The sequence below is a fragment of the Blastococcus sp. SYSU D00669 genome (assembly GCF_054050715.1).
Map to the genome: position 1 here is coordinate 1 of NZ_JBJGZV010000054.1, position 19986 is coordinate 19986.

A 19986-nucleotide genomic window follows, 5' to 3' on the forward strand; every position below is an offset into this window, starting at 1 on the left:
CCTCCGGTTCGTGAGTGGGTGCCTTCAGCAGCTCCACTCCACGTCCGGAGGTCCTCCTCCACAAGATCAGCAGTCAGATCTCGTGGTCACACGTCCTCGACCAACGTCTCTGGTCAGTACACCTAGTTCAGGCCTTCTTCGCACTCCGGTTCGCCCCACCGCGGCTGCGGAGGGTCGCCCCCGACTCCGACAGCAGCCGGTGCACGAAGCCGTACGACCGGTTCGTGGAGGTCGCCAGGGAACGGATGCTCTCGCCGCCGTCGTAGCGCTTGCGCAGCTCGTCCGCCAGCGACGTGCGGTCTCCCCCCGTGATCCGCTTGCCCTTGCCGAGGTCCGCCGTGTTCGAGTCGGCCATGACTCCCCTCCGTGTCGGCGCCCGACCGCCCCGGCGCGCCCGCCGGCCCGGTGGTGGCAGCTCGTCCCCGGGTCGCCGGCGCCCTGCTGCCCGGCGTCCCGAGGCCATGATCACCCAGGAGCGGACCGACGGCGACCGGAACGGATCAGGCCAGCTCGACCAGGTCGGCGAGGTCCTCGCTCCAGGCGTCCTCGGTGCCGTCGGGCAGCAGGATCACCTTGTCGGGGTTCAGCGCCCGGACGGCGCCCTCGTCGTGGGTGACCAGCACGATCGCGCCGGTGTACGTGCGCAGCGCCTGCAGCACCTGCTCGCGGCTGGCCGGGTCGAGGTTGTTGGTCGGCTCGTCGAGCAGCAGCACGTTCGCGCCCGAGACGACGAGCGTCGCCATGGCCAGCCGGGTCTTCTCACCCCCGGAGAGCGTGCCGGCCCGCTGGTCGACCGCTTCGCCGGAGAAGAGGAACGCGCCGAGGATCCGCCGCAGCTCGGTGTCGGTGCTCTCCGGCGCCGCCGAGCGCATGACCTCCAGCAGGGTGCGGTCGAGGTCGAGCGTCTCGTGCTCCTGCGCGTAGTAGCCGACCCGCAGCCCGTGCCCGGGCTTGACCTCGCCGGTGTCGGGCACCTCGGTGCCGGCGAGGATGCGCAGCAGCGTCGTCTTCCCGGCGCCGTTGAGCCCGAGGACGACGACCCGCGTCCCCCGGTCGACGGCCAGGTCGACGTCGGTGAAGACCTCGAGCGAGCCGTAGTTCTTGGACAGCCCCTCGGCCACGAGCGGCGTGCGGCCGCACGCCGTCGGGGTGGGGAACCGCAGCTTCGCCACCTTGTCCTGCACGCGGACCTCGGCCAGCCCCGCGGCCAGCCGCTCGACCCGCTTGTCCATGCTCTTGGCCGCGCGCGCCTTGGTGGCCTTGGCGCGCATCTTGTCGGCCTGGGACGACAGCGCCTCGATCTTGCGCTCGGTGTTGGCCCGCTCCTGCTTGCGGCGCCGCTCGTCGGTCTCCCGCTGGGCGAGGTAGGGCTTCCAGCCGAGGTTGTAGACGTCGACGGTGGCCCGGTTGGCGTCGAGGTGCCAGACCTTGTTCACGACGGCGTCGAGCAGCTCCACGTCGTGGCTGATGACGATGAGGCCGCCCTTGTGCGCGGCGAGGAAGCCCTTGAGCCAGGTGATCGAGTCGGCGTCGAGGTGGTTGGTCGGCTCGTCGAGCAGCAGCGTCTCGGCGTCGGAGAAGAGGATCCGGGCCAGCTCGACCCGGCGGCGCTGACCGCCGGAGAGGGTGCGCAGCGGCTGGGACAGCACGCGGTCGGGCAGGCCGAGCGCGGTGCAGATGCGGGCCGCCTCGCTCTCCGCGGCGTAGCCGCCCAGCGCGGCGAACTGGTCCTCGAGGCGGCCGTAGCGGCGGACGGCCCGGTCGCGCTCGGCGTCGTCGGCCGGCTCGGCCATGGCGATCTGCGCCTTGACCATCTGCTGGCGCAGCACGTCGAGGCCGCGGCCGGAGAGCACCCGGTCGCTGGCCGTGATGTCGAGGTCGCCGCTGCGCGGGTCCTGCGGCAGGTAGCCGATCTCGCCGGTGACCTCGACCTTGCCGGCGTGCGGCAGCCGCTCGCCGGCGAGGGTGGTGAGCGTCGTCGTCTTGCCGGCCCCGTTGCGCCCGACCAGCCCGATGCGGTCGCCGGGCTGCACGCGGAGGTCCGCGTCGCTGATGAGGATGCGGGCGCCGGCGCGCAGCTCGAGGCCGGTCGTCGTGATCACTGATCCCAGGGTAGGCGCTCGCGCGCGGTCGTCCGACCGATTTCCCGAGGCGTGGGGCGTGTCACCCGACCGGTGCGGACAACGCTTCTGCGCCGGCCGCCGACCGGTCACCATGCGCGCATGCACCCCACGCCGGCGTTCCCCTGCCCGGTCTGCGGCACCCCCGCGACCGGGCCGGCGGGCGCGCCCTGCCCCGCCTGCGGGCTACCCGCCGCCGGCCAGGCCGCGCTGGTCGTGGCCCGCATCGGTGCGACGCTCGCCGAGCTGACCCGCGACCGCGACGCGCTGCTGGCCACCCTGCGCGCGTCGGCTCCCGGCGCGGCACCCGCAGCTGCTCCGGTGCCCGCGCCGCCGCCGGCCCCGGTGCCCGCGCCCGCTCCCCCGGCGCCACCGGTGGTCACGCCTCCACCGCCGGCGTACGTCCCGCCCCCACCGCGGCGCCGGCTGAGCCCGCAGCAGGTGCTGCTCGGCCTCGGCGCCCTGCTGCTCGTCTCCGGCGCGATCGCCTTCGTGGCGCTGGCCTGGACACGCCTCGGGCTGGCCTTCCAGGCGTCGGTGATGCTGCTGGTCACCGCGGCGGCGTGCGGCGCCTCGGCCTGGACCGCCCGGCGCGGGCTGCGCGCCACCGAGGAGACGCTGGCCGCGGCCGGCACCGCGCTGCTCGCCGTCGACCTCGCCGCCGCCTACGGCAAGGGGCTGCTGGGCGTGGACGGGCTGCCGCTGCGGCTGTGGGCGGCGATCGGCTGCGGCGTCGTCGTCCTCGTCGCCGTCGGGCTCGGCCGGGCGACCCGCAGCACGACGACGTGGCCGCTGGCCGCGCTGCTCGCGGCCCAGCCGGCGCCGTTCCTGCTGCTGCCGCCGGGCGCGCTCGACGGCCCGTCCGGGGTGGCGGTCGCGTTCGCCGTCGCCCTCGTCGACGTCGCGGTCCTGCTGCGGGTGCGCCGGCCGCTGGTGCCGGTCGCCGCGCTGCTCGCGCTGCTCGCCGCGGGGGCGGGCGCGCTGGGTGCGATCACGGTGGCCGGGTCGTCCGGTCCGGTCGAGGGGTGGACGGCGACGGCGCTGCTGGCCGCGGCCGCCGCCGGCGCGGTGCTGCTGCCCCGGGTGCCCGGTGCCGCCGGGCTGCTGCCCTCCCCCGCCGTCGTGGCCGGCGTCGGCGCGGGTGCGACCGGCCTGGCGCTCGCCGAGACGCTGCACGGGTCGGGGCGGCCGGGCGCGGTCGTCGCGGCCGCGCTCGGCCTGGCGGCGCTGACCGCCGCCGTCCCGCTGGCGGGCGTCCGGGTCGCCGCCGCGGCGCTGGTCGCCGGAGGTGCCGCCACCGCCGTCGTCGGCGCCGGGCACCTGGCGGACGACGGCCGCTCCCTGCCGCTGGCGCTGGTCGTCCTGGCGGCGGCGGTGCCGGCCGCGCTGGCCGCCGTCCTGCTGCCCCGGCTCCGGGCCGGAGCCGCGGCGGCGGCGGTCTGCGCGCCGGCCGGCGCGGTCCTGGTCGCGGTGCGGGGCGAGCTGCTCGCCCCGGAGACCGCCGGGCTGCTGCTGGCCGTGGTCGCCGCGGTCGCGTTCGGGCTGGCCGCGCTGCGCGCCGGCTCCCCGGAGGAGGCCGCCCTCGCCGCCCCGGCCGGGGTGGCCGGGCTGCTGGGCGCGGCGGGAACGGTCCCGGCCGCGGCGTGGGGGCAGGTGGGGCTGCAGCTGGCGCTGAGCGGTGCCGCGGCCGGGTGCTACGCCCTCGTGGCGCGGCGTGGCTGGATCGCCGTGGCCGCGGTGGCCGACCTGGTGGTGGCGAGCTGGATCGCCGTGGCCGGCGCGGGCGTGACGACGCCGGAGGCCTACACGCTGCCGGCCGCGGCGGGGCTGCTGCTCGTGGGCCTGCCGCGCATGCTGGCCCGCGGCCCGTCGTGGGCGGCGGAGGGTCCGGCGGTCGCCGTGGGGCTGGCGCCGTCGGCCTTCCTGGTCGTGACCGACCCGACCGCGGTGCGGCTGGTGCTGGTCGTGGTCGTGGCCGCGGTCCTCACCGTCGTCGGGGCGTTCACGCACCGGCAGGCGCCGTTCGTGGTGGGGTCGGCCGCGCTGGCGTTCGTGGTGATCGGCCGGCTCTGGCCCTACGCGCCGCTGCTGCCGCGCTGGGTCACGCTCACCGCGGCGGGGCTGGTGCTGCTGCTCGTGGGCGCCACGTACGAGCGGCGGCGGCAGCAGGCGCGGGAGGCGGTCGCCTGGGTGGCGCAGATGCGCTGACCGGCTGCCGGGGCGGCCGCCGGCCCCTACGGTGGGCTCGTGGGGTCCTCCCGCACGCTGCACGTGCTGCTCGGCGTCGGCGTCGCGCTGGTCGTCGTCGCCGCGCTGGCGGTCCTCGACGACGGCGGGACGGCCGCCCGTCTGCCGCTGCTGGCGCTCGCGGTCGCGGCTGCGGGGCTGTCGGTGGGCGCCGCGGCGCGCGGGCTGCGCAGCACCGAGGAGGCGCTGGCGCTCTGCGCGGCCGGTCTCGCCGGTACGGCGGCGTGGGGCTCCGGTCCCGGCGGCGCGCTCGCCCTGGCCGGGCTGGTGGCGCTGTTCCTGTGCCTGCGGGTGCTCGCGCCCACGACGGCCACCTGGCCGCTGGCCGCGTGGACCGGTCTGCAGCTCGCCGTCCTGCGGGTCGTCGACGCCGTCCCCGGCGCCTGGCACCCGTCGGTGTTCCTGGCGGTCGCCCTGGTCGGGCTGGCCGTGGCGCTGGGCGGACGGCGGGTCGTGGCGCGGGCCGCGCTGGCGACGACGGCCCCCTGGTGGGTCGCCGGGGCGCTCGGCGGGCTGACGACGGCGTGGACCGGCGAGGGCGCCGCACGGCACCTGGCCGCCGTCCTGGTCGTGGCCGCCGCCGCGGGGTTGCTGCCGGCGCGGCTGCGCGCCGACCTCGACGTCCTGCTCGGTCCGCCGGTGGTGGTGCCGCTGCTGGCCGGCGCGGTCGCCGGGACGGCGGTGTCGGGGTCGCTCGCCGCGCTGGGGACCGCGGGCGTCACCGCCGCCGGCTACGTCGGCGTGCTGCTCGCCTCGACGCTGCCCGAGTACCTGACCGGCTGGCGGCGGGGGCTGTTCTGGCCGGTCGCGGTCGCCGCGGGGTCGGTCATGGCGCTGGCCGCGCTCGTGCAGCTGTCGGCGCGCGGCGACTGGGGGGCGCTGGTGGTGCTGTTCCTGCTCACCGCGGTCCCCACGGTGCTCGTGGCGGCGCTGCAGGCGGACGAGCGCGGGTCGGCGCTGCCGTGGGCGGTCGGCTGCCTGGCCGCGGCGGTCGTGCTCGCGGTGCCGGCCGGCTGGCTCGGCCCGGTGGCGGCCGCCGCCGTGCTCACCCTGCTGTACCCGGTGGGGCTGCTCGCCGCCGTGACGCTGCCGCCCGACGACCGGGGCGGCACGCTGGTCACCGCCGCCGGGAGCGCGGCCGCCGCGGTGGCCCTGGTGGCGCTGGACGCCGACCGCGGCGCGCTGGCGGTCGTGCTGCTCGTGCAGGCCGTGGTCACCGTGGAGTGGGCGGTGTGGACGGCGGGTCCGGTGGACGACGAGCACCCGCCCTCGCCGGCGTGGCGGGTGGGCGCGGCGCTGGGGACGGCCGCGGTGTGGGTCGCCGTGTCCGGCGACGAGGTGCACGTGCTGGAGGAGTACACGCTCCCGCTGGCGATCGGCCTGCTGCTGGCGCAGGGGCCGCGGCTGCTCCTGGCGCCGTCGTGGTCGGCGTGGGGGCCGGGGCTGCTGGTGGCGGCGGTGCCCTCGGCGGTGACGGCTGTGGTGCTGCCCGGCGCCACGCGGCCGGTCCTGCTGCTCGCGGCGTGCGCGGCCACGATGGTGGCCGCCGCGGCGACCGGCGTGCGCGCGCCGCTGGAGATCGGCGCCGCCACCGCGGTGGGCACCACCCTCGCGCTGGCGCTGTCGGCGCTGGTCTGGCCGATCGCCGCGGCGCTGCTGACCGGCGTCGCCCTGCTCGCCGTCGGCGCCCGCCGCGAGCTCTCGCCGGCGCCCTACTTCTCCACGCCGCTGGCGAAGCTCCGCTGAGGGACCGGCGTCAGGGGCCGAACAGGACCTCGGCGCAGACCGGCCGGTAACCGGCGTTCAGGAACGCGCGCAGCGAGGCGGTGTTCGCCGTGGCCACCTGGGCCCACAGCGGCTCGCCGGCGGGGACGAATGCGGGTGCGGCGGCCACCAGCGCGGTGCCCAGGCCGCGCCCGCGGGCGGCGGGGTCGACCTCCAGGCTGACCTCCCACCGCCCGGCGACCCCGCGGCCGAGGATCAGCACGCCGGCGCCGTCGGGCGTGGCCCGGATGCGCACGTCCTGCCGGTGCTCCAGCGCCCGCCGCACGCGCGGGTGGTCGACGTCGACGGGCACCAGCTCGACGCCCGGCGACGCCGGCGCCGGCGGGGCGACCAGCACCGCGTCGAGGGAGCCGGGCTCGACGCCGACCCGGTCGGCCAGCGCGGCGAGGAAGCGGGCGCCCAGCGGCGCGGCGATCGGGTCGTGCGCCACGGCGCCGGCCACCCAGTCGGGGTCGACGTCGGCCGCGACGACGTGCCAGGCGGAGCCGCCGACGACGATCGCCTTGGCGCCGACCGGAGCCGGCACCACCGTCACGCTCGCGTCGGCCGCCGGTGGAAGGACCTTCCCGCCCCCCGGGCCTCGCACGCTCGGCCCGGGCTCCTGCGGGAAGGCCGACAGCGCGAGGCGGCCCAGCAGGTCCCCGAGGCTCAGACCCGGAACCCCAGCGCCCGCAGCTGCTCGCGGCCGTCGTCGGTGATCTTGTCCGGACCCCACGGCGGCATCCACACCCAGTTGATCTTCACGTCGTCGACCAGGCCGGGGCCGGGACCGCCGGTCAGAGCCTGCCGGGCCTGGTCCTCGATGACGTCGGTCAGCGGGCAGGCCGCCGAGGTCAACGTCATGTCGAGGACGGCGACGTTGTTGTCGTCGACGTCGATGCCGTAGACCAGGCCCAGGTCGACGACGTTGACGCCCAGCTCGGGGTCGACGACGTCGCGCATGGCCTCCTCGACGTCCTCGAGCAGCGCCGACTTGTACGGCGGCAGCTCGGCCGGGGTGTCGTTGTCGATCGTCTCGCTCACTTGGAACCTCCGTCCGGGGTGGCGGGGTGGGCGACGGACAGAGCGCGGGCGGACGCGTCCTTCAACGCCATCCAGCTCATCAGCGCGCACTTGATCCGCGCCGGGTACTTCGACACACCGGCGAACGCGACGGCGTCCTCGAGCTCGTCCTCGAGCTTCTCGGCCACCGCGGCGTCGCCCTTGCTCTGCATCAGCGTCATGAAGTGCTCGCCGGTCTCCAGCGCCTCGGGCACCGTCCGGCCGACCACCAGGTCGTACATCGCCGACACCGACGCCTGGCTGATCGAGCAGCCCATCCCCTCGTAGGAGACGTCGGCGATGGTGTCGCCGTCCAGCTTCACCCGCAGGGTGACCTCGTCACCGCACGTCGGGTTCACGTGGTGCACCTCGGCGTCGAACGGCTCGCGCAGGCCGCGGCCGTGCGGGTTGCGGTAGTGGTCCAGGATGATCTCCTGGTACATCGACTGCAGCTGCATGTCAGCCCTCCTGGGAGGGTGCAACGCCGAAGAAGCGCTGGGCTTCCCGCACGCCGTCGGCGAGCGCGTCGATGTCGTCGTAGCCGGTGTGCACGTAGAACGTCGCCCGGGTCGTCGCCGGGACGCCGTAGCGCCGGACCACCGGCCAGGCGCAGTGGTGCCCGACGCGGACGGCGATGCCCAGGTCGTCGAGCACCTGGCCCACGTCGTGCGGGTGGATGCCCTCGACGGTGAAGCTGACCGCCCCGCCGCGGGCGACGGTGTCGGGCGGGCCGATGACCGTGACGCCGGGGATCTCGGCCAGCTTCGCCAGCGCGTAGCCGGTGAGCGCCTTCTCGTGCTCCTCCACCTTGTCCATGCCGAGCGCGGACAGGTAGTCGACCGCCGCGCCCAGGCCGATGACCTGCGCGGTCATCGGGACCCCGGCCTCGAAGCGCTGCGGCGGCGCGGCGAAGGTGCTGCGCTCCATCCGCACGACCTCGATCATCGACCCGCCGGTGAGGAACGGCGGCAGCTTGTCGAGGACGTCGTAGCGGCCCCACAGCACGCCGATGCCCGACGGGCCCAGCATCTTGTGGCCGGAGAAGGCGAGGAAGTCCGCACCCAGCGCGGCGACGTCGACCGGCTGGTGCGGCACCGACTGCGCGCCGTCGACCAGCACCAGCGCACCGACGGCGTGCGCCCGCGCGATGATCGGCTCCAGCGGGTTGATCGTGCCGAGGATGTTCGACTGGTGGGTGACCGCGACGAGCTTGGTGCGCTCGTTGACCACCGTCTCCAGGTCGGAGAGGTCCAGCCGGCCGTCGTCGGTGAGGCCGAGCCAGCGCAGGGTCGCGCCGGTGCGCTCGCACAGCTGCTGCCAGGGCACGAGGTTGCCGTGGTGCTCCATCTCGGTCACGACGATCTCGTCGCCCTGGCCGACGGCGTAGGTGCGGAACTCCTCCTCCTTGGCCGTGGCGGCGTTGGAGAGGGCGTAGGCGACCAGGTTGATCGACTCGGTCGTGTTGCGGGTGAACACGACCTCGCGCTCGTCGGCGGCGCCGATGAACCGGGCGATCTTGCGGCGGGCCTCCTCGTAGAGGTCGGTCGCCTCCTCGGCCAGCTGGTGCGCGCCGCGGTGCACGGCGGCATTGTGGTTCTCGTAGAAGTCGCGCTCGGCGTCGAGGACGGCGCGCGGCTTCTGCGCGGTCGCCCCGGAGTCGAGGTAGACCAGCTTCTTCCCGTTCCGCACGGTGCGCGACAGGATCGGGAAGTCCGCCCGGATCGCCTCGACGTCCAGAGGCAGCGGCGCCTGCTGCGCCCCGGCGGGACGCGAGACGGTCTGGGTCATGCCTTCGCGGTCTCCTTCGAGTCGGCCACGTACGCGGCGTAGCCCTCGTTCTCGAGCTTGTCGGCCAGCTCCGGGCCGCCCTCCTCGGCGATCCGGCCGGCGACGAAGACGTGCACGAAGTCGGGCTTGATGTAGCGCAGGATGCGCGTGTAGTGCGTGATCAGCAGGACGCCGACGTCGCTGTCCTCGCGGCTCTTGTTCACGCCCTCGGAGACGACCCGCAGCGCGTCGACGTCGAGGCCGGAGTCGGTCTCGTCGAGGATCGCGATGCGCGGCTTGAGCAGCCGCATCTGCAGGATCTCGTGGCGCTTCTTCTCACCGCCGGAGAAGCCCTCGTTGACGTTGCGCTCGGCGAACGCCGGGTCCATCTCCAGGCCGGCCATCTCGGTCTTGACGTCCTTGACCCAGGTGCGCAGCTTCGGCGCCTCGCCCTGGACGGCGGTGGCGGCGGTGCGCAGGAAGTTCGACACCGAGACGCCGGGGACCTCGACCGGGTACTGCATGGCGAGGAACAGGCCGGCGCGGGCGCGCTCGTCGACGCTCATGGCGAGGACGTCCTCGCCGTCGAGGGTCACCGAGCCGCGGGTGATCGTGTACTTCGGGTGGCCGGCGATCGAGTAGGCCAGGGTCGACTTGCCGGACCCGTTGGGACCCATGATCGCGTGGGTCTCACCGGAGCGGACGGTGAGGTCGACGCCGCGGAGGATCTCCTTGGCGTCGTCCCCCTCCCCCACGCTGACGTGCAGGTCGCGGATCTCCAGGACGGACACTCTGTCGTGCTCCTCAGCTGTTGGCCGCGACGGGGAGGGCGCCGTCGGACTCGGTGTCGACGTACACGTCCTCCCCCTCCACGCGGACCGGGTAGACGGACACCGGCTCGGTGGCCGGGAGGTTGGTGGGCTCGCCGGTGCGCAGGTCGAAGCACGACCCGTGCAGCCAGCACTCGATGGTCGGGGCGCCCTTGAACTCCTCGACGTCGCCCTCGGACAGCGGCACCTCGGCGTGCGAGCACATGTCCTCGACGGCGTAGACCCCGCCCTCGAAGCGGACGACGGCGATGTCGACGTCGTCGAGCTCGACGCGCAGGGCGCCGGGCTCGGCCACGTCGGACAGCGCGCAGACCCGCTCGAACGCCATGTCAGGCCACCTCGACCGGCTGCTCGTCGAGGTCCGGCAGGGCGCCGAGACGCGTCTCGATGGAGGCCATCAGGCGGTCCTGCAGCTCGGGGACGCCGATGCGCTGGACGACGTCGGCGAAGAAGCCGCGGACGACGAGGCGGCGCGCGGTCTCGGCGTCGATGCCCCGCGAGCAGAGGTAGAACAGCTGCTCGTCGTCGAACCGGCCGGTGGCGCTGGCGTGGCCGGCGCCGACGATCTCGCCGGTCTCGATCTCCAGGTTCGGCACCGAGTCGGCGCGGGCGCCGTCGGTGAGCACCAGGTTGCGGTTGAGCTCGTAGGTGTCGGTTCCGGTGGCCTGCGGGCGGATCCGGACGTCGCCGATCCACACGGTGCGGGCGCCCTCGCCCTGCAGCGCGCCCTTGTACAGCACGTTGCTGGTGCAGTTGGGCACGGCGTGGTCGACCCAGAGCCGGTGCTCCTGGTGCTGCGTCTCGTCGGAGAAGTAGACGCCGAACAGCTCCGCCGTCCCGCCGGGGCCGGCGTACTGCACGTTGCTGACCAGGCGGACCAGGTCGCCGCCGAGGGTGACCACGACCTGGGTGAAGGTCGCGTCGCGGCCGACGACGGCGTCGAACTGGCCGGCGTGCAGCGCGCCCGGCGCCCAGTCCTGGACGGACACGAGGGTCACCTGCGCGCCGTCGCCGACCAGGACGGCGACGCCGCCGGAGTACCGCGCCGCGCCGCCGTGGTCGAGCACGATGGTGGCCTCGGCGAAGGCGCCGACCTCGACGACGAGCTGGCCCCAGACGACGTCGTCGGCGCCGGTGCCCGACAGCCGGACGGTGGCCGGCCGGTCGAGCTGCGCCTCGGGACGGACCCGGACGACGGCGGCGCCGCCGGAGCGCTGCCGGGTGAGCGCGGCCAGGTAGTCGGTCGGCTCGGGCAGGCCCTTGAGCAGCGGGTCGTCGGCCTCGACGCTGGTCAGCTCGACGCCCTCGGGCAGGTCGGTGTCCCAGGCCAGGTGCGCGTCGGAGGGCGCGCCGTCGAGCAGCGGGCGGACCCGGCGCATCGGCGTGAAGCGCCAGTCCTCCTCGCGGCCGGTGGGCCGGCCGAACGCCTCGGGGTCGGTCGAGGTGAACCGCTCGGCCGGGGAGCCGGTGGGCACTGCACCTGATGCGACGGCGCCGCCGTGCGAGTGCGCACCGGGTGCCGCGCCCGTGCCGGGGGCCGGCGTGGCCGGCGGGCCGGCCTGGGCGCCGACGCCCTCGGCGAACAGCTCGCCGGCTAGCGTGGCCGAGTCGGTGGTGAGACCGGTCGTGTTGTCGGACGGCATCAGCCGACGGCACCTTCCATCTGCAGCTCGATCAGGCGGTTCAGCTCGAGGGCGTACTCCATGGGCAGCTCGCGGGCGATCGGCTCGACGAACCCGCGCACCACCATGGCCATCGCCTCGTCCTCGGACAGGCCGCGGCTCATCAGGTAGAAGAGCTGGTCCTCGCTGACCCGGGAGACGGTCGCCTCGTGCCCCATCGCGACGTCGTCCTCGCGGACGTCGACGTACGGGTAGGTGTCCGACCGGCTGATGGTGTCGACCAGCAGCGCGTCGCACTTCACCGTGGACTTCGAGCCGTGCGCGCCCTCGTCGATCTGCACCAGGCCGCGGTAGGAGGTGCGGCCGCCGCCGCGGGCCACCGACTTCGACACGATGGTCGAGGAGGTGTTCGGCGCGGCGTGCACCATCTTGGCGCCGGCGTCCTGGTGCTGGCCCTCGCCGGCGAAGGCGATGGAGAGCACCTCGCCCTTGGCGTGCTCGCCGGTCATCCAGACCGCCGGGTACTTCATGGTGACCTTGGAGCCGAGGTTGCCGTCGATCCACTCCATGGTCGCGCCCTCGTGGGCGATCGCCCGCTTGGTGACCAGGTTGTAGACGTTGTTCGACCAGTTCTGGATGGTCGTGTACCGGCAGCGCGCGTTCTTCTTGACGATGATCTCGACGACCGCGGAGTGCAGCGAGTCCGACTTGTAGATCGGCGCGGTGCAGCCCTCGACGTAGTGCACGTAGGCGCCCTCGTCGACGATGATCAGCGTCCGCTCGAACTGGCCCATGTTCTCGGTGTTGATCCGGAAGTAGGCCTGCAGCGGGATCTCGACGTGCACGCCCTTCGGCACGTAGATGAACGAGCCGCCGGACCACACCGCGGTGTTCAGCGCGGCGAACTTGTTGTCGCCGGACGGGATCACCGAGCCGAAGTACTCGCGGAACAGGTCCTCGTGCTCCTTGAGCGCGGTGTCGGTGTCGAGGAAGACGACACCCTGCTCCTCGAGGTCCTCGCGGATCTTGTGGTAGACGACCTCGGACTCGTACTGGGCGGCGACACCGGCGATCAGCCGCTGCTTCTCGGCCTCCGGGATGCCCAGCTTGTCGTAGGTGTTCTTGATGTCCTCGGGCAGCTCGTCCCACGAGGTCGCCTGGGCCTCGGTCGAGCGCACGAAGTACTTGATGTTCTGGAAGTCGATGCCGGAGAGGTCCGAGCCCCAGTCGGGCATGGGCTTGCGCCCGAAGAGCTTGAGGGCCTTGAGGCGGCGCTCGAGCATCCACTCGGGCTCGTCCTTGCGGCGCGAGATGTCCCGGACGACGTCCTCGTCCAGGCCACGGCGCGCGGAAGCCCCGGCGACGTCGGCGTCGGCCCAGCCGTACTGGTAGCGGCCGAGCTGCTCGATCTGCTCGTCCTGCGTCAGCGGCGTGCCCACCGGCTGCTGGGTGCTGGTCATGCGTGCGTCCTCTCCCGGTGCGTCTGGGGGGTCGAGCTGGGGGACGTGGTCAGGCGCGCGTGCGCCGACCGCTCCCTCGGTACAGGGCCTGCGAGGGTCGATCTGTTCCCGGCCGCGGGCGCTCCCGGGATGTGTGTGGTGCAGATCCCGTCGCCGTGCGCGATCGTGGCCAGGCGCTGCACGTGTGTGCCCACCAGCCGGCCGATCACCGCGGTCTCCGCCTCGCACAGCTGGGGGAACTCCGCCGCCACGTGCGCCACCGGGCAGTGGTGCTGGCAGAGCTGTCCGCCGCTGCGGATCGCCGAGGCCGTCGCAGCGTAGCCCTCGGCCGTGAGGGCCGCGGCGAGGGCCTGGGCGCGGTCGGCCGGCGCTCCGCCGCCGGTGGCGGCGGCGACGGCGTCGGAGGCCCGCGCCTCCAGCCCGGCCAGCTGCCGCTCGGCGACCGCGCGGACGGCGTCGGGACCGCCGACCTCGGCGACGTAGCGCAGCGCGGTCAGGGCCAGGTCGTCGTAGGCGTGCGGGAACGCCTGGCGGCCGGCGTCGGTGAGCAGGAAGCGCCGCGCGGGGCGGCCGCGCCCGCGGTGCGGGTCGGCGGTCATCCGCTCCTCCGCCCGGCCGGCGGCCACGAGGGCGTCGAGGTGCCGGCGGACGGCGGCCGGGGAGATGCCCAGCCGGCCGGCCAGCTCCGAGGCGGTCTGCGGCCCGTGCTCGAGGAGGAGGGCGGTCACCCGCTGGCGGGTCCGGCCGTCGTCGGCACCGGCCGACGGACGGGCAGGAGCTGCCGTGCTGGTTTCCACAACACGAGTGTGACCTATTTCCGCGACCGTGCAAGCAAGGGTGTCCTAAGTCGCGGGCCGGCGTCCGCGCACCGCCTAGCATCGGGCCGTGCCGGTTCTCCCTCGGGCCTTCTCCCCCACCGTGATCTCGCGGGTGGCCCTCGCCGACGTCGTCGCCAACGTGCTGATCGTGGTCACCGGCGGTGCCGTGCGGCTGACCGGCTCGGGCCTGGGCTGCCCCACCTGGCCGCGGTGCACCAGCGAGAGCTTCGTGCCCACCGAGGAGCTGGCCGGCCACGGCGTCATCGAGTTCGGCAACCGCACCCTGACCGGCCTCCTCACGATCACCGCGATCGCGACGCTGGTCGTCGTCTGGCGCTCGGCGCGCACCGACCTGCGCCGGCTGGCGGTGCTGAGCTTCCTGGGCATCCCGGTGCAGGCCGCGCTCGGCGGCGTCACCGTGCTCACCGGGCTCAACCCGTGGACCGTCGCCGCCCACTTCCTGCTGTCGATGGCGCTGGTCGCGGTCACCACGGTGCTGTGGCTGCGCTCCCGCGAGCCCGGCGTCGGCCAGCTGGTGGTCCGCCGTCCGCTGCCGCTGCTGGTCGCCGGGATCGCCGTCGTCACGGCCGCGGTGCTGGTGGTCGGCACCATCGTCACCGGCAGCGGGCCGCACAGCGGCGACGTCGACGACGACGGCGTCCCCACCGGTGACCGGATCGGCCTCGACCCCGAGCTGATGAGCCAGCTGCACGCCGACGTCGTCTTCCTGCTCATCGGGCTGACCGTCGCGCTGCTCGTGGCGCTCTACGCCACCGACTCCCCCGGCCGGGTCCGCCGCGCCACCCGCGACCTGCTGGTCGTGCAGCTGGCACAGGGCGTCGTCGGCTACGTGCAGTACTTCACCGACCTGCCGATCGTCCTCGTGCTGCTGCACATGCTCGGCGCCGCGCTGATCACCGCCTACACCGCACGGCTGGTCTGGTCCATCCGCGGCCCCGTCTCCGAGGTGCCGCTCGACGCCCCCGCCCGGGTCGCCGTCTCCGGCTGAGCGGTCGGGACCTCACTCCGAAACCCGCCACGAGGCGCCGCGCCCACGGCTCCGGCGCCCGCTCCAGCTCGGCGCCGACCGCCGTGGCGACGACCAGGATGACGGAGACGACGACGAACCACCCGACCAGGGAGAGCGTGACCCCGAAGATGCCGTACCGCTGGCTGTAGCGCTCCATCAGCGCGGGCATGTAGAGCGTGGTGGCGGTCCCGTACAGGGCGACCGCGACCCCGGCGAGCGCTCCGGTCGGCAGCAGCCTCTGCCAGCGGACGCGCCGGTCGAGCAGCAGCCACGGCACCGAGGTCCACAGCACGAGGTTTGCGGCCGCCGCCACCGACCAGCGACTGCACGTCGTCGGCCACGTCCCCGGTGAGCCGGAACCGGGCGACGATCGCGTCCGCGACGACGTCGCGGCTGCCCGTCGGGAGCGCGGCGGAGAGCAGGAGCAGCAGCGGGATCAGCGCCGTGAACGCCTGGGCCGCCAGGGCCATCGCCCGGTCGAGCCCCTGCACGTCGACGACCGCGCGGAGGCAGCGCCCCGGGAAGGTGCGCTCCAGACGTCCGGGGACGCGGCCGAGGGCTCCGGCGCTCACCGCCGCAGCATCACCACCGCCGGACGCGGCGCGCATCGTCTCGACCGGATGACGGCCGGGCGCCCGGGCCCCGCCGGTCGACGACCGGCCAGCCTCGCAGTCAGACGAGCGTGTCGATGATGATCGCCGCGGACAGCAGCGCCATGTACGAGATCGAGATGTGGAACAGCGCCATCGGCCTGGGCTCGGCGCCCCGGCGGATGCGCGAGAGCAGCCGGTGCGCCTCGACGGCGAACCACAGGCCCAGCGCCGCCGCGGCGGCGGCGTAGACCCAGCCGATCCCGTAGCCGGCGGCGACCGGCCACAGCAGCAGCGAGACGGCGACGGTGAGCCAGGTCCAGGCGACGGTCTGCCGGCCCACCGACAGCGCCGTGGCCACGACCGGCAGCATCGGGACCTCGGCGCGCGCATAGTCGGCCCGGAACCGCATGGCCAGCGCCCAGAAGTGCGGCATCTGCCAGCAGAAGACGACGGCGAAGAACACCACGGCCGGCCAGTCCAGCGACCCGGTCACCGCGGCCCAGCCGATGAGCACCGGCGCCGCGCCGGGCACGCCGCCCAGCTCGGTGCTGCGGCGGGTGTGCCGCTTGAACACCATCGTGTAGAGGACGGCGTAGTAGACGATCGCGGCCAGGGCGAGCGCCGCGGCGAGCAGCGTCGTCGTCACGGCGAGCAGCACCGTGGAGACAACGGTGAGCACCAGGCCGAACACCAGGGCGCCGCGCGGGCCGACCTCCCCCATCGGCAGCGGCCGGCGCTCGGTGCGGTGCATCAGCCGGTCGATGTCGCGGTCGTACCAGCAGTTGAGGACGTTGGCCGCGCCGGCGGCGAGCGTGCCGCCGACCAGGGTGGCCGCCAGCAGGCCCCACGAGGGCCAGCCGCGGGCGGCGATCATCATGGCCGGGACGGTCGTGACCAGCAGCAGCTCGATGATCCGCGGCTTGGTCAGCGCGACGTAGGCGCGCACCACCGCGGACAGACGCCGGGTCGTGACGACCACGGGTCGCTCGGAGACCGCCGTCACCGGGAGGCCTGGCCCGCGGGGTCGCAGGGCCCCACCGGGCGGGGAGACAGCACGGGGGTCCCTTCGAACCGGGGAATGGAACGGAGCCACTGTAGCCCGCGGCCCACCGGGGAACGGGCTGGGATGACTAGGGTTTCCTCACGTTGACGCTGCACGTGCAGCGGGTAGGGCCCACGTCGACGACGACGGTGCCCCGAACCGACGCTGCTGCGTGCACCGTCATCCGCCCGGGGTCCCGGCCCACCCGGCTCCCGGGCGTCCACCGCACCATCCGAGAGGCCCCGACTCCGAGGGAGCACCGAACCGACATGGGAACGCAGAGCACCGAGTCCGAGGCCCCGGCCGAAGCCGCGACCGACGCCCCCACCGGCGCCCCCCGCCAGCCGAACCCCACCCTCCCCGAGGGGTTCGGCGAGCTCGACCGCCGCGCCATCGACCTGGTGCGCGTCCTGGCCATGGACGCCGTCCAGAAGGTCGGCAACGGCCACCCCGGCACGGCGATGAGCATGGCGCCCACCGCCTACCTCCTCTTCCAGAAGTGGCTCCGGCACGACCCGACCGATCCGAACTGGGTGGGCCGCGACCGGTTCGTCCTGTCGATGGGCCACTCCAGCCTGACCCTCTACATCCAGCTCTTCCTGTCCGGCTACGGCCTGGAGGTGGCGGACCTGCAGGCGCTGCGCACGTGGGGCTCGAAGACCCCCGGCCACCCCGAGGTCAACCACACCCCCGGCGTCGAGACGACGACCGGCCCGCTCGGCCAGGGCGTGGGCAACGCCGTCGGCATGGCGATGGCCGCCCGCCGCGAGCGCGGGCTGTTCGACCCCGACACCCCCGAGGGCGAGAGCCTGTTCGACCACACCATCTGGGTCTTCGCCTCCGACGGCGACCTCGAGGAAGGCGTCAGCGGCGAGGCGTCGTCCCTGGCCGGCACCCAGCGGCTGGGCAACCTCGTCCTGGTCTACGACGACAACCGGATCTCGATCGAGGACGACACCAACGTCGCCTTCACCGAGGACGTCGGCAAGCGCTACGAGGCCTACGGCTGGCACGTGCAGCACGTGGACGACGGCGAGGACCTCGCCGCGGTCGACGCCGCCTTCGCCGCCGCCGAGGCCGAAACCGGCCGGCCGTCGATCATCGTGCTGCGGACGATCATCGCCTGGCCCGCGCCGAACAAGCAGAACACCGGCGCCGCGCACGGCTCGGCGCTCGGCGACGCCGAGGTGCAGGCCACCAAGGAGCTCCTCGGCTTCGACCCCGAGCAGACCTTCGAGGTCGCGTCCGAGGTCCTGGAGCACGCCCGCAGGGTGGTCGACCGCGGCCGGGAGCAGCACGCCGAGTGGCAGCAGCGCTTCGACGCATGGACGTCGGCCAACCCCGAGGGCGCCGCGCTGCTCGAGCGGATGACCACCCGCAGCCTGCCCGAGGGCTTCGCCGAGAAGCTGCCGAGCTGGGACGCCGACCCGAAGGGCGTCGCGACCCGCAAGGCCTCCGGCGAGGTCCTCGGCGCGCTGTACCCGGCGCTGCCCGAGCTCTGGGGCGGCTCGGCCGACCTGGCGGAGAGCAACAACACCGCCGTCAAGGGCGAACCGTCGTTCCTGCCGGCCGACCGGCAGACCAAGATGTGGTCGGGCGGCCCGTACGGCCGCACGCTGCACTTCGGCGTCCGCGAGCACGCGATGGGCGCGATCATGAACGGCATCGCCCTGCACGGCGGCACCCGCGTGTACGGCGGCACGTTCCTCACCTTCTCCGACTACATGCGCGGGGCGGTCCGGCTGGCCGCGCTCATGCAGCTCCCGGTGATCTACGTCTGGACCCACGACTCGATCGGCCTCGGCGAGGACGGCCCGACCCACCAGCCGATCGAGCACTTCGCCGCGCTGCGCGCCATCCCGGGCCTCGACGTCGTCCGCCCGGCCGACGCCAACGAGGTGGCCGTCGCGTGGCGGACGATCCTCGAGCACAACGACCGCCCGGCCGGCCTGCTGCTCTCCCGGCAGAACCTGCCGGTGTTCGACCGCGGCGAGTTCGGCTCGGCCGAGGGCGTGGCCCGCGGCGCGTACGTGCTGGCCGACGCGTCGAACGGCGAGCCCGAGGTGATCCTGCTGGGCACCGGCTCGGAGGTGCAGATCGCGGTGGCCGCCCGCGAGCGGCTGGAGGCCGACGGCGTGCCGACCCGCGTCGTCTCCGTCCCGTGCGTCGAGTGGTTCGCCGACCAGGACCAGGCCTACAAGGACGAGGTGCTGCCCCCGTCGGTCCGGGCCCGGGTCAGCGTCGAGGCGGGCGTGCCGATGGGCTGGCGCGAGTTCGTCGGCGACGCCGGCCGCATCGTCGGGCTGAACCACTACGGCGCCAGCGCCGCCTACTCCGTGCTCTACGAGGAGTTCGGGCTCACCGACGAGGCCGTCGTGGCGGCCGCCCGCGAGAGCATGGAGGCGGCGCGCTCCGGTGCCGCCGTCCCGGCCGGCCCGGTGCCGGCGACCGGTGGTCTCCCCCACCCCACCGGCGACCGCTGAGAGAACCCCACCCAGAAAGGGCACGAGCACATGGCTCAGAACGAGAGGCTGGCCGAGCTCTCCTCGGCCGGGGTCGCCGTCTGGCTCGACGACCTGTCCCGCGACCGCATCCGCAGCGGGAACCTGCAGTCGCTGGTCGACGAGTACTCCGTCGTCGGCGTCACCACCAACCCGACGATCTTCGCCGCGGCGATCAGCGGGTCGGACTCCTACGACGACCAGGTGCACGCGCTGGCCGTCCGGGGGGTGAGCGTCGAGGAGGCGCTGCGCACGATCACCGCCGCCGACGTCCGCGACGCCTGCGACCTGCTCGCCCCCGTCGCCGAGCGGCAGCCCGGCGACGGGCGGGTGTCGCTGGAGGTCGCCCCCGGCCTGGCGCACGACACCGACGCCACCGCCGCCGAGGCGGCGCACCTGTGGTGGCTGGTCGACCGGCCGAACCTGTACATCAAGATCCCGGCGACCGAGGCGGGCCTGCCGGCGATCACCGAGACGATCGCGAACGGCATCAGCGTCAACGTCACCCTCATCTTCAGCCTCGAGCGCTACCGGGCGGTCATGGACGCCTACCTGTCCGGGCTGGAGAAGCGGGTCGAGAACGGCGGCTCGCTGGAGGGCATCGCCTCGGTGGCGTCGTTCTTCGTCTCCCGCGTGGACACCGAGATCGACAAGCGGCTCGACAAGGCCGGCGCCGACCCGTCGCTCAAGGGCCGGGCGGGCGTCGCCAACGCCCAGCTGGCCTACCAGGCCTACGAGGAGGTGTTCTCCTCCGACCGCTGGCGGGCGCTGGAGGCGAAGGGCGCCGCGCCCCAGCGGCCGCTGTGGGCCTCCACCGGCGTGAAGAACCCGGAGTACTCCGACACGCTCTACATCTCCGAGCTCATCGCCCCCGGCACGGTCAACACCATGCCGGAGAAGACGATGAAGGCCTACGCCGACCACGGCGAGGCGGGCACGCCGGTGCAGAAGTCCTACGAGGACGCCGCCGCGGTGATGAAGTCGGTCGCCGACGCCGGCGTCGACCTCGACGACGTCTTCAAGGTCCTCGAGGACGAGGGCGTGCAGAAGTTCGTCGACTCCTGGGACGAGCTCACCGAGTCGGTGAAGAGCGAGCTCGAGAAGCTCAAGTAGCAGAAGGCCCCCTCCTC

The 19986-nt window shown here is 74.3% G+C and carries 17 protein-coding genes and 1 pseudogene; 5 read left to right on the forward strand and 13 right to left on the reverse strand.

Going from position 1 to position 19986, the window contains the following annotated elements:
* Positions 1 to 127: 127 nt before the first annotated feature.
* Both ACI8AF_RS25125 and ACI8AF_RS25130 read right to left on the reverse strand, forming a co-directional pair.
* A complete protein-coding gene (locus ACI8AF_RS25125; RefSeq protein ID WP_456542506.1) occupies positions 128 to 355 on the reverse strand; it encodes a helix-turn-helix domain-containing protein in 228 nt (75 codons plus the stop codon).
* Between the two features lie 145 nt (positions 356 to 500).
* On the reverse strand, positions 501 to 2102 hold the full coding sequence (locus tag ACI8AF_RS25130; RefSeq protein WP_456542507.1) for an ABC-F family ATP-binding cassette domain-containing protein: 1602 nt from the start codon (positions 2100 to 2102) through the stop codon (positions 501 to 503).
* Between the two features lie 120 nt (positions 2103 to 2222).
* Here ACI8AF_RS25130 and ACI8AF_RS25135 point away from each other — a divergent pair, with 120 nt between their 5' ends.
* Together ACI8AF_RS25135 and ACI8AF_RS25140 are read left to right on the forward strand one after the other, a co-directional pair.
* On the forward strand, positions 2223 to 4328 hold the full coding sequence (locus ACI8AF_RS25135; RefSeq protein ID WP_456542508.1) for an SCO7613 C-terminal domain-containing membrane protein: 2106 nt from the start codon (positions 2223 to 2225) through the stop codon (positions 4326 to 4328).
* A 39-nt stretch (positions 4329 to 4367) separates the two neighbouring features.
* Positions 4368 to 6113: an SCO7613 C-terminal domain-containing membrane protein gene (locus ACI8AF_RS25140; RefSeq protein ID WP_456542509.1), complete on the forward strand. Its 1746-nt coding sequence runs from the start codon at positions 4368 to 4370 to the stop codon at positions 6111 to 6113.
* Between the two features lie 10 nt (positions 6114 to 6123).
* On the opposite strand, the gene ACI8AF_RS25145 is transcribed toward ACI8AF_RS25140, so the two are convergent.
* From ACI8AF_RS25145 to ACI8AF_RS25185, 9 genes are all read right to left on the reverse strand, one after another.
* Positions 6124 to 6678 (reverse strand): GNAT family N-acetyltransferase, encoded by a 555-nt coding sequence (locus tag ACI8AF_RS25145; RefSeq protein WP_456542510.1) that lies wholly within the window; start codon positions 6676 to 6678, stop codon positions 6124 to 6126.
* A gap of 122 nt (positions 6679 to 6800) precedes the next feature.
* On the reverse strand, positions 6801 to 7175 hold the full coding sequence (locus tag ACI8AF_RS25150) for a metal-sulfur cluster assembly factor (RefSeq protein WP_456542511.1): 375 nt from the start codon (positions 7173 to 7175) through the stop codon (positions 6801 to 6803).
* Positions 7172 to 7651: a Fe-S cluster assembly sulfur transfer protein SufU gene (gene sufU / locus ACI8AF_RS25155; protein WP_456542512.1), complete on the reverse strand. Its 480-nt coding sequence runs from the start codon at positions 7649 to 7651 to the stop codon at positions 7172 to 7174. The genes ACI8AF_RS25150 and sufU overlap by 4 nt, the downstream gene beginning before the upstream one ends.
* Before the next feature lies 1 nt (position 7652).
* Positions 7653 to 8981 (reverse strand): cysteine desulfurase, encoded by a 1329-nt coding sequence (locus ACI8AF_RS25160; protein WP_456542513.1) that lies wholly within the window; start codon positions 8979 to 8981, stop codon positions 7653 to 7655.
* Positions 8978 to 9751: a Fe-S cluster assembly ATPase SufC gene (gene sufC, locus ACI8AF_RS25165; protein WP_456542514.1), complete on the reverse strand. Its 774-nt coding sequence runs from the start codon at positions 9749 to 9751 to the stop codon at positions 8978 to 8980. Before sufC ends, ACI8AF_RS25160 begins: the two co-directional genes overlap by 4 nt.
* Before the next feature lie 13 nt (positions 9752 to 9764).
* Complete coding sequence (locus tag ACI8AF_RS25170) at positions 9765 to 10118, reverse strand: non-heme iron oxygenase ferredoxin subunit (RefSeq protein ID WP_456542515.1); 354 nt, start codon at positions 10116 to 10118, stop codon at positions 9765 to 9767.
* Position 10119: 1 nt separating this feature from the next.
* On the reverse strand, positions 10120 to 11433 hold the full coding sequence (gene sufD / locus ACI8AF_RS25175; protein ID WP_456542516.1) for a Fe-S cluster assembly protein SufD: 1314 nt from the start codon (positions 11431 to 11433) through the stop codon (positions 10120 to 10122).
* Positions 11433 to 12872 carry a Fe-S cluster assembly protein SufB gene (gene sufB / locus ACI8AF_RS25180; RefSeq protein WP_456542517.1) on the reverse strand — a complete coding sequence of 480 codons (1440 nt, stop codon included), beginning with the start codon at positions 12870 to 12872 and terminating at the stop codon, positions 11433 to 11435. The genes sufD and sufB overlap by 1 nt, the downstream gene beginning before the upstream one ends.
* Entirely contained in the window at positions 12869 to 13669 is an 801-nt protein-coding gene (locus tag ACI8AF_RS25185; RefSeq protein WP_456542518.1) for a helix-turn-helix transcriptional regulator, read from the reverse strand. Before ACI8AF_RS25185 ends, sufB begins: the two co-directional genes overlap by 4 nt.
* A gap of 88 nt (positions 13670 to 13757) precedes the next feature.
* Here ACI8AF_RS25185 and ACI8AF_RS25190 point away from each other — a divergent pair, with 88 nt between their 5' ends.
* Positions 13758 to 14699, forward strand: coding sequence for a COX15/CtaA family protein (locus tag ACI8AF_RS25190; RefSeq protein WP_456542519.1), 942 nt, complete (start codon positions 13758 to 13760; stop codon positions 14697 to 14699).
* Here the strand turns inward: ACI8AF_RS25190 and ACI8AF_RS25195 are convergent.
* Positions 14605 to 15042, reverse strand: a pseudogene (locus ACI8AF_RS25195) (hypothetical protein); the annotation flags it as partial. The gene ACI8AF_RS25190 and the pseudogene ACI8AF_RS25195 overlap by 95 nt on opposite strands.
* A gap of 350 nt (positions 15043 to 15392) precedes the next feature.
* Positions 15393 to 16292, reverse strand: coding sequence for a heme o synthase (locus ACI8AF_RS25200; protein WP_456542520.1), 900 nt, complete (start codon positions 16290 to 16292; stop codon positions 15393 to 15395).
* A 332-nt stretch (positions 16293 to 16624) separates the two neighbouring features.
* Between ACI8AF_RS25200 and tkt the strand changes: the two genes are divergently transcribed.
* Together tkt and tal are read left to right on the forward strand one after the other, a co-directional pair.
* Entirely contained in the window at positions 16625 to 18838 is a 2214-nt protein-coding gene (gene tkt / locus ACI8AF_RS25205) for a transketolase (protein WP_456542521.1), read from the forward strand.
* Between the two features lie 30 nt (positions 18839 to 18868).
* The gene (gene tal / locus ACI8AF_RS25210) at positions 18869 to 19969 is read left to right on the forward strand and encodes a transaldolase (RefSeq protein ID WP_456542522.1); all 1101 of its coding nucleotides are present in this window, start codon (positions 18869 to 18871) and stop codon (positions 19967 to 19969) included.
* Positions 19970 to 19986: the final 17 nt, after the last annotated feature.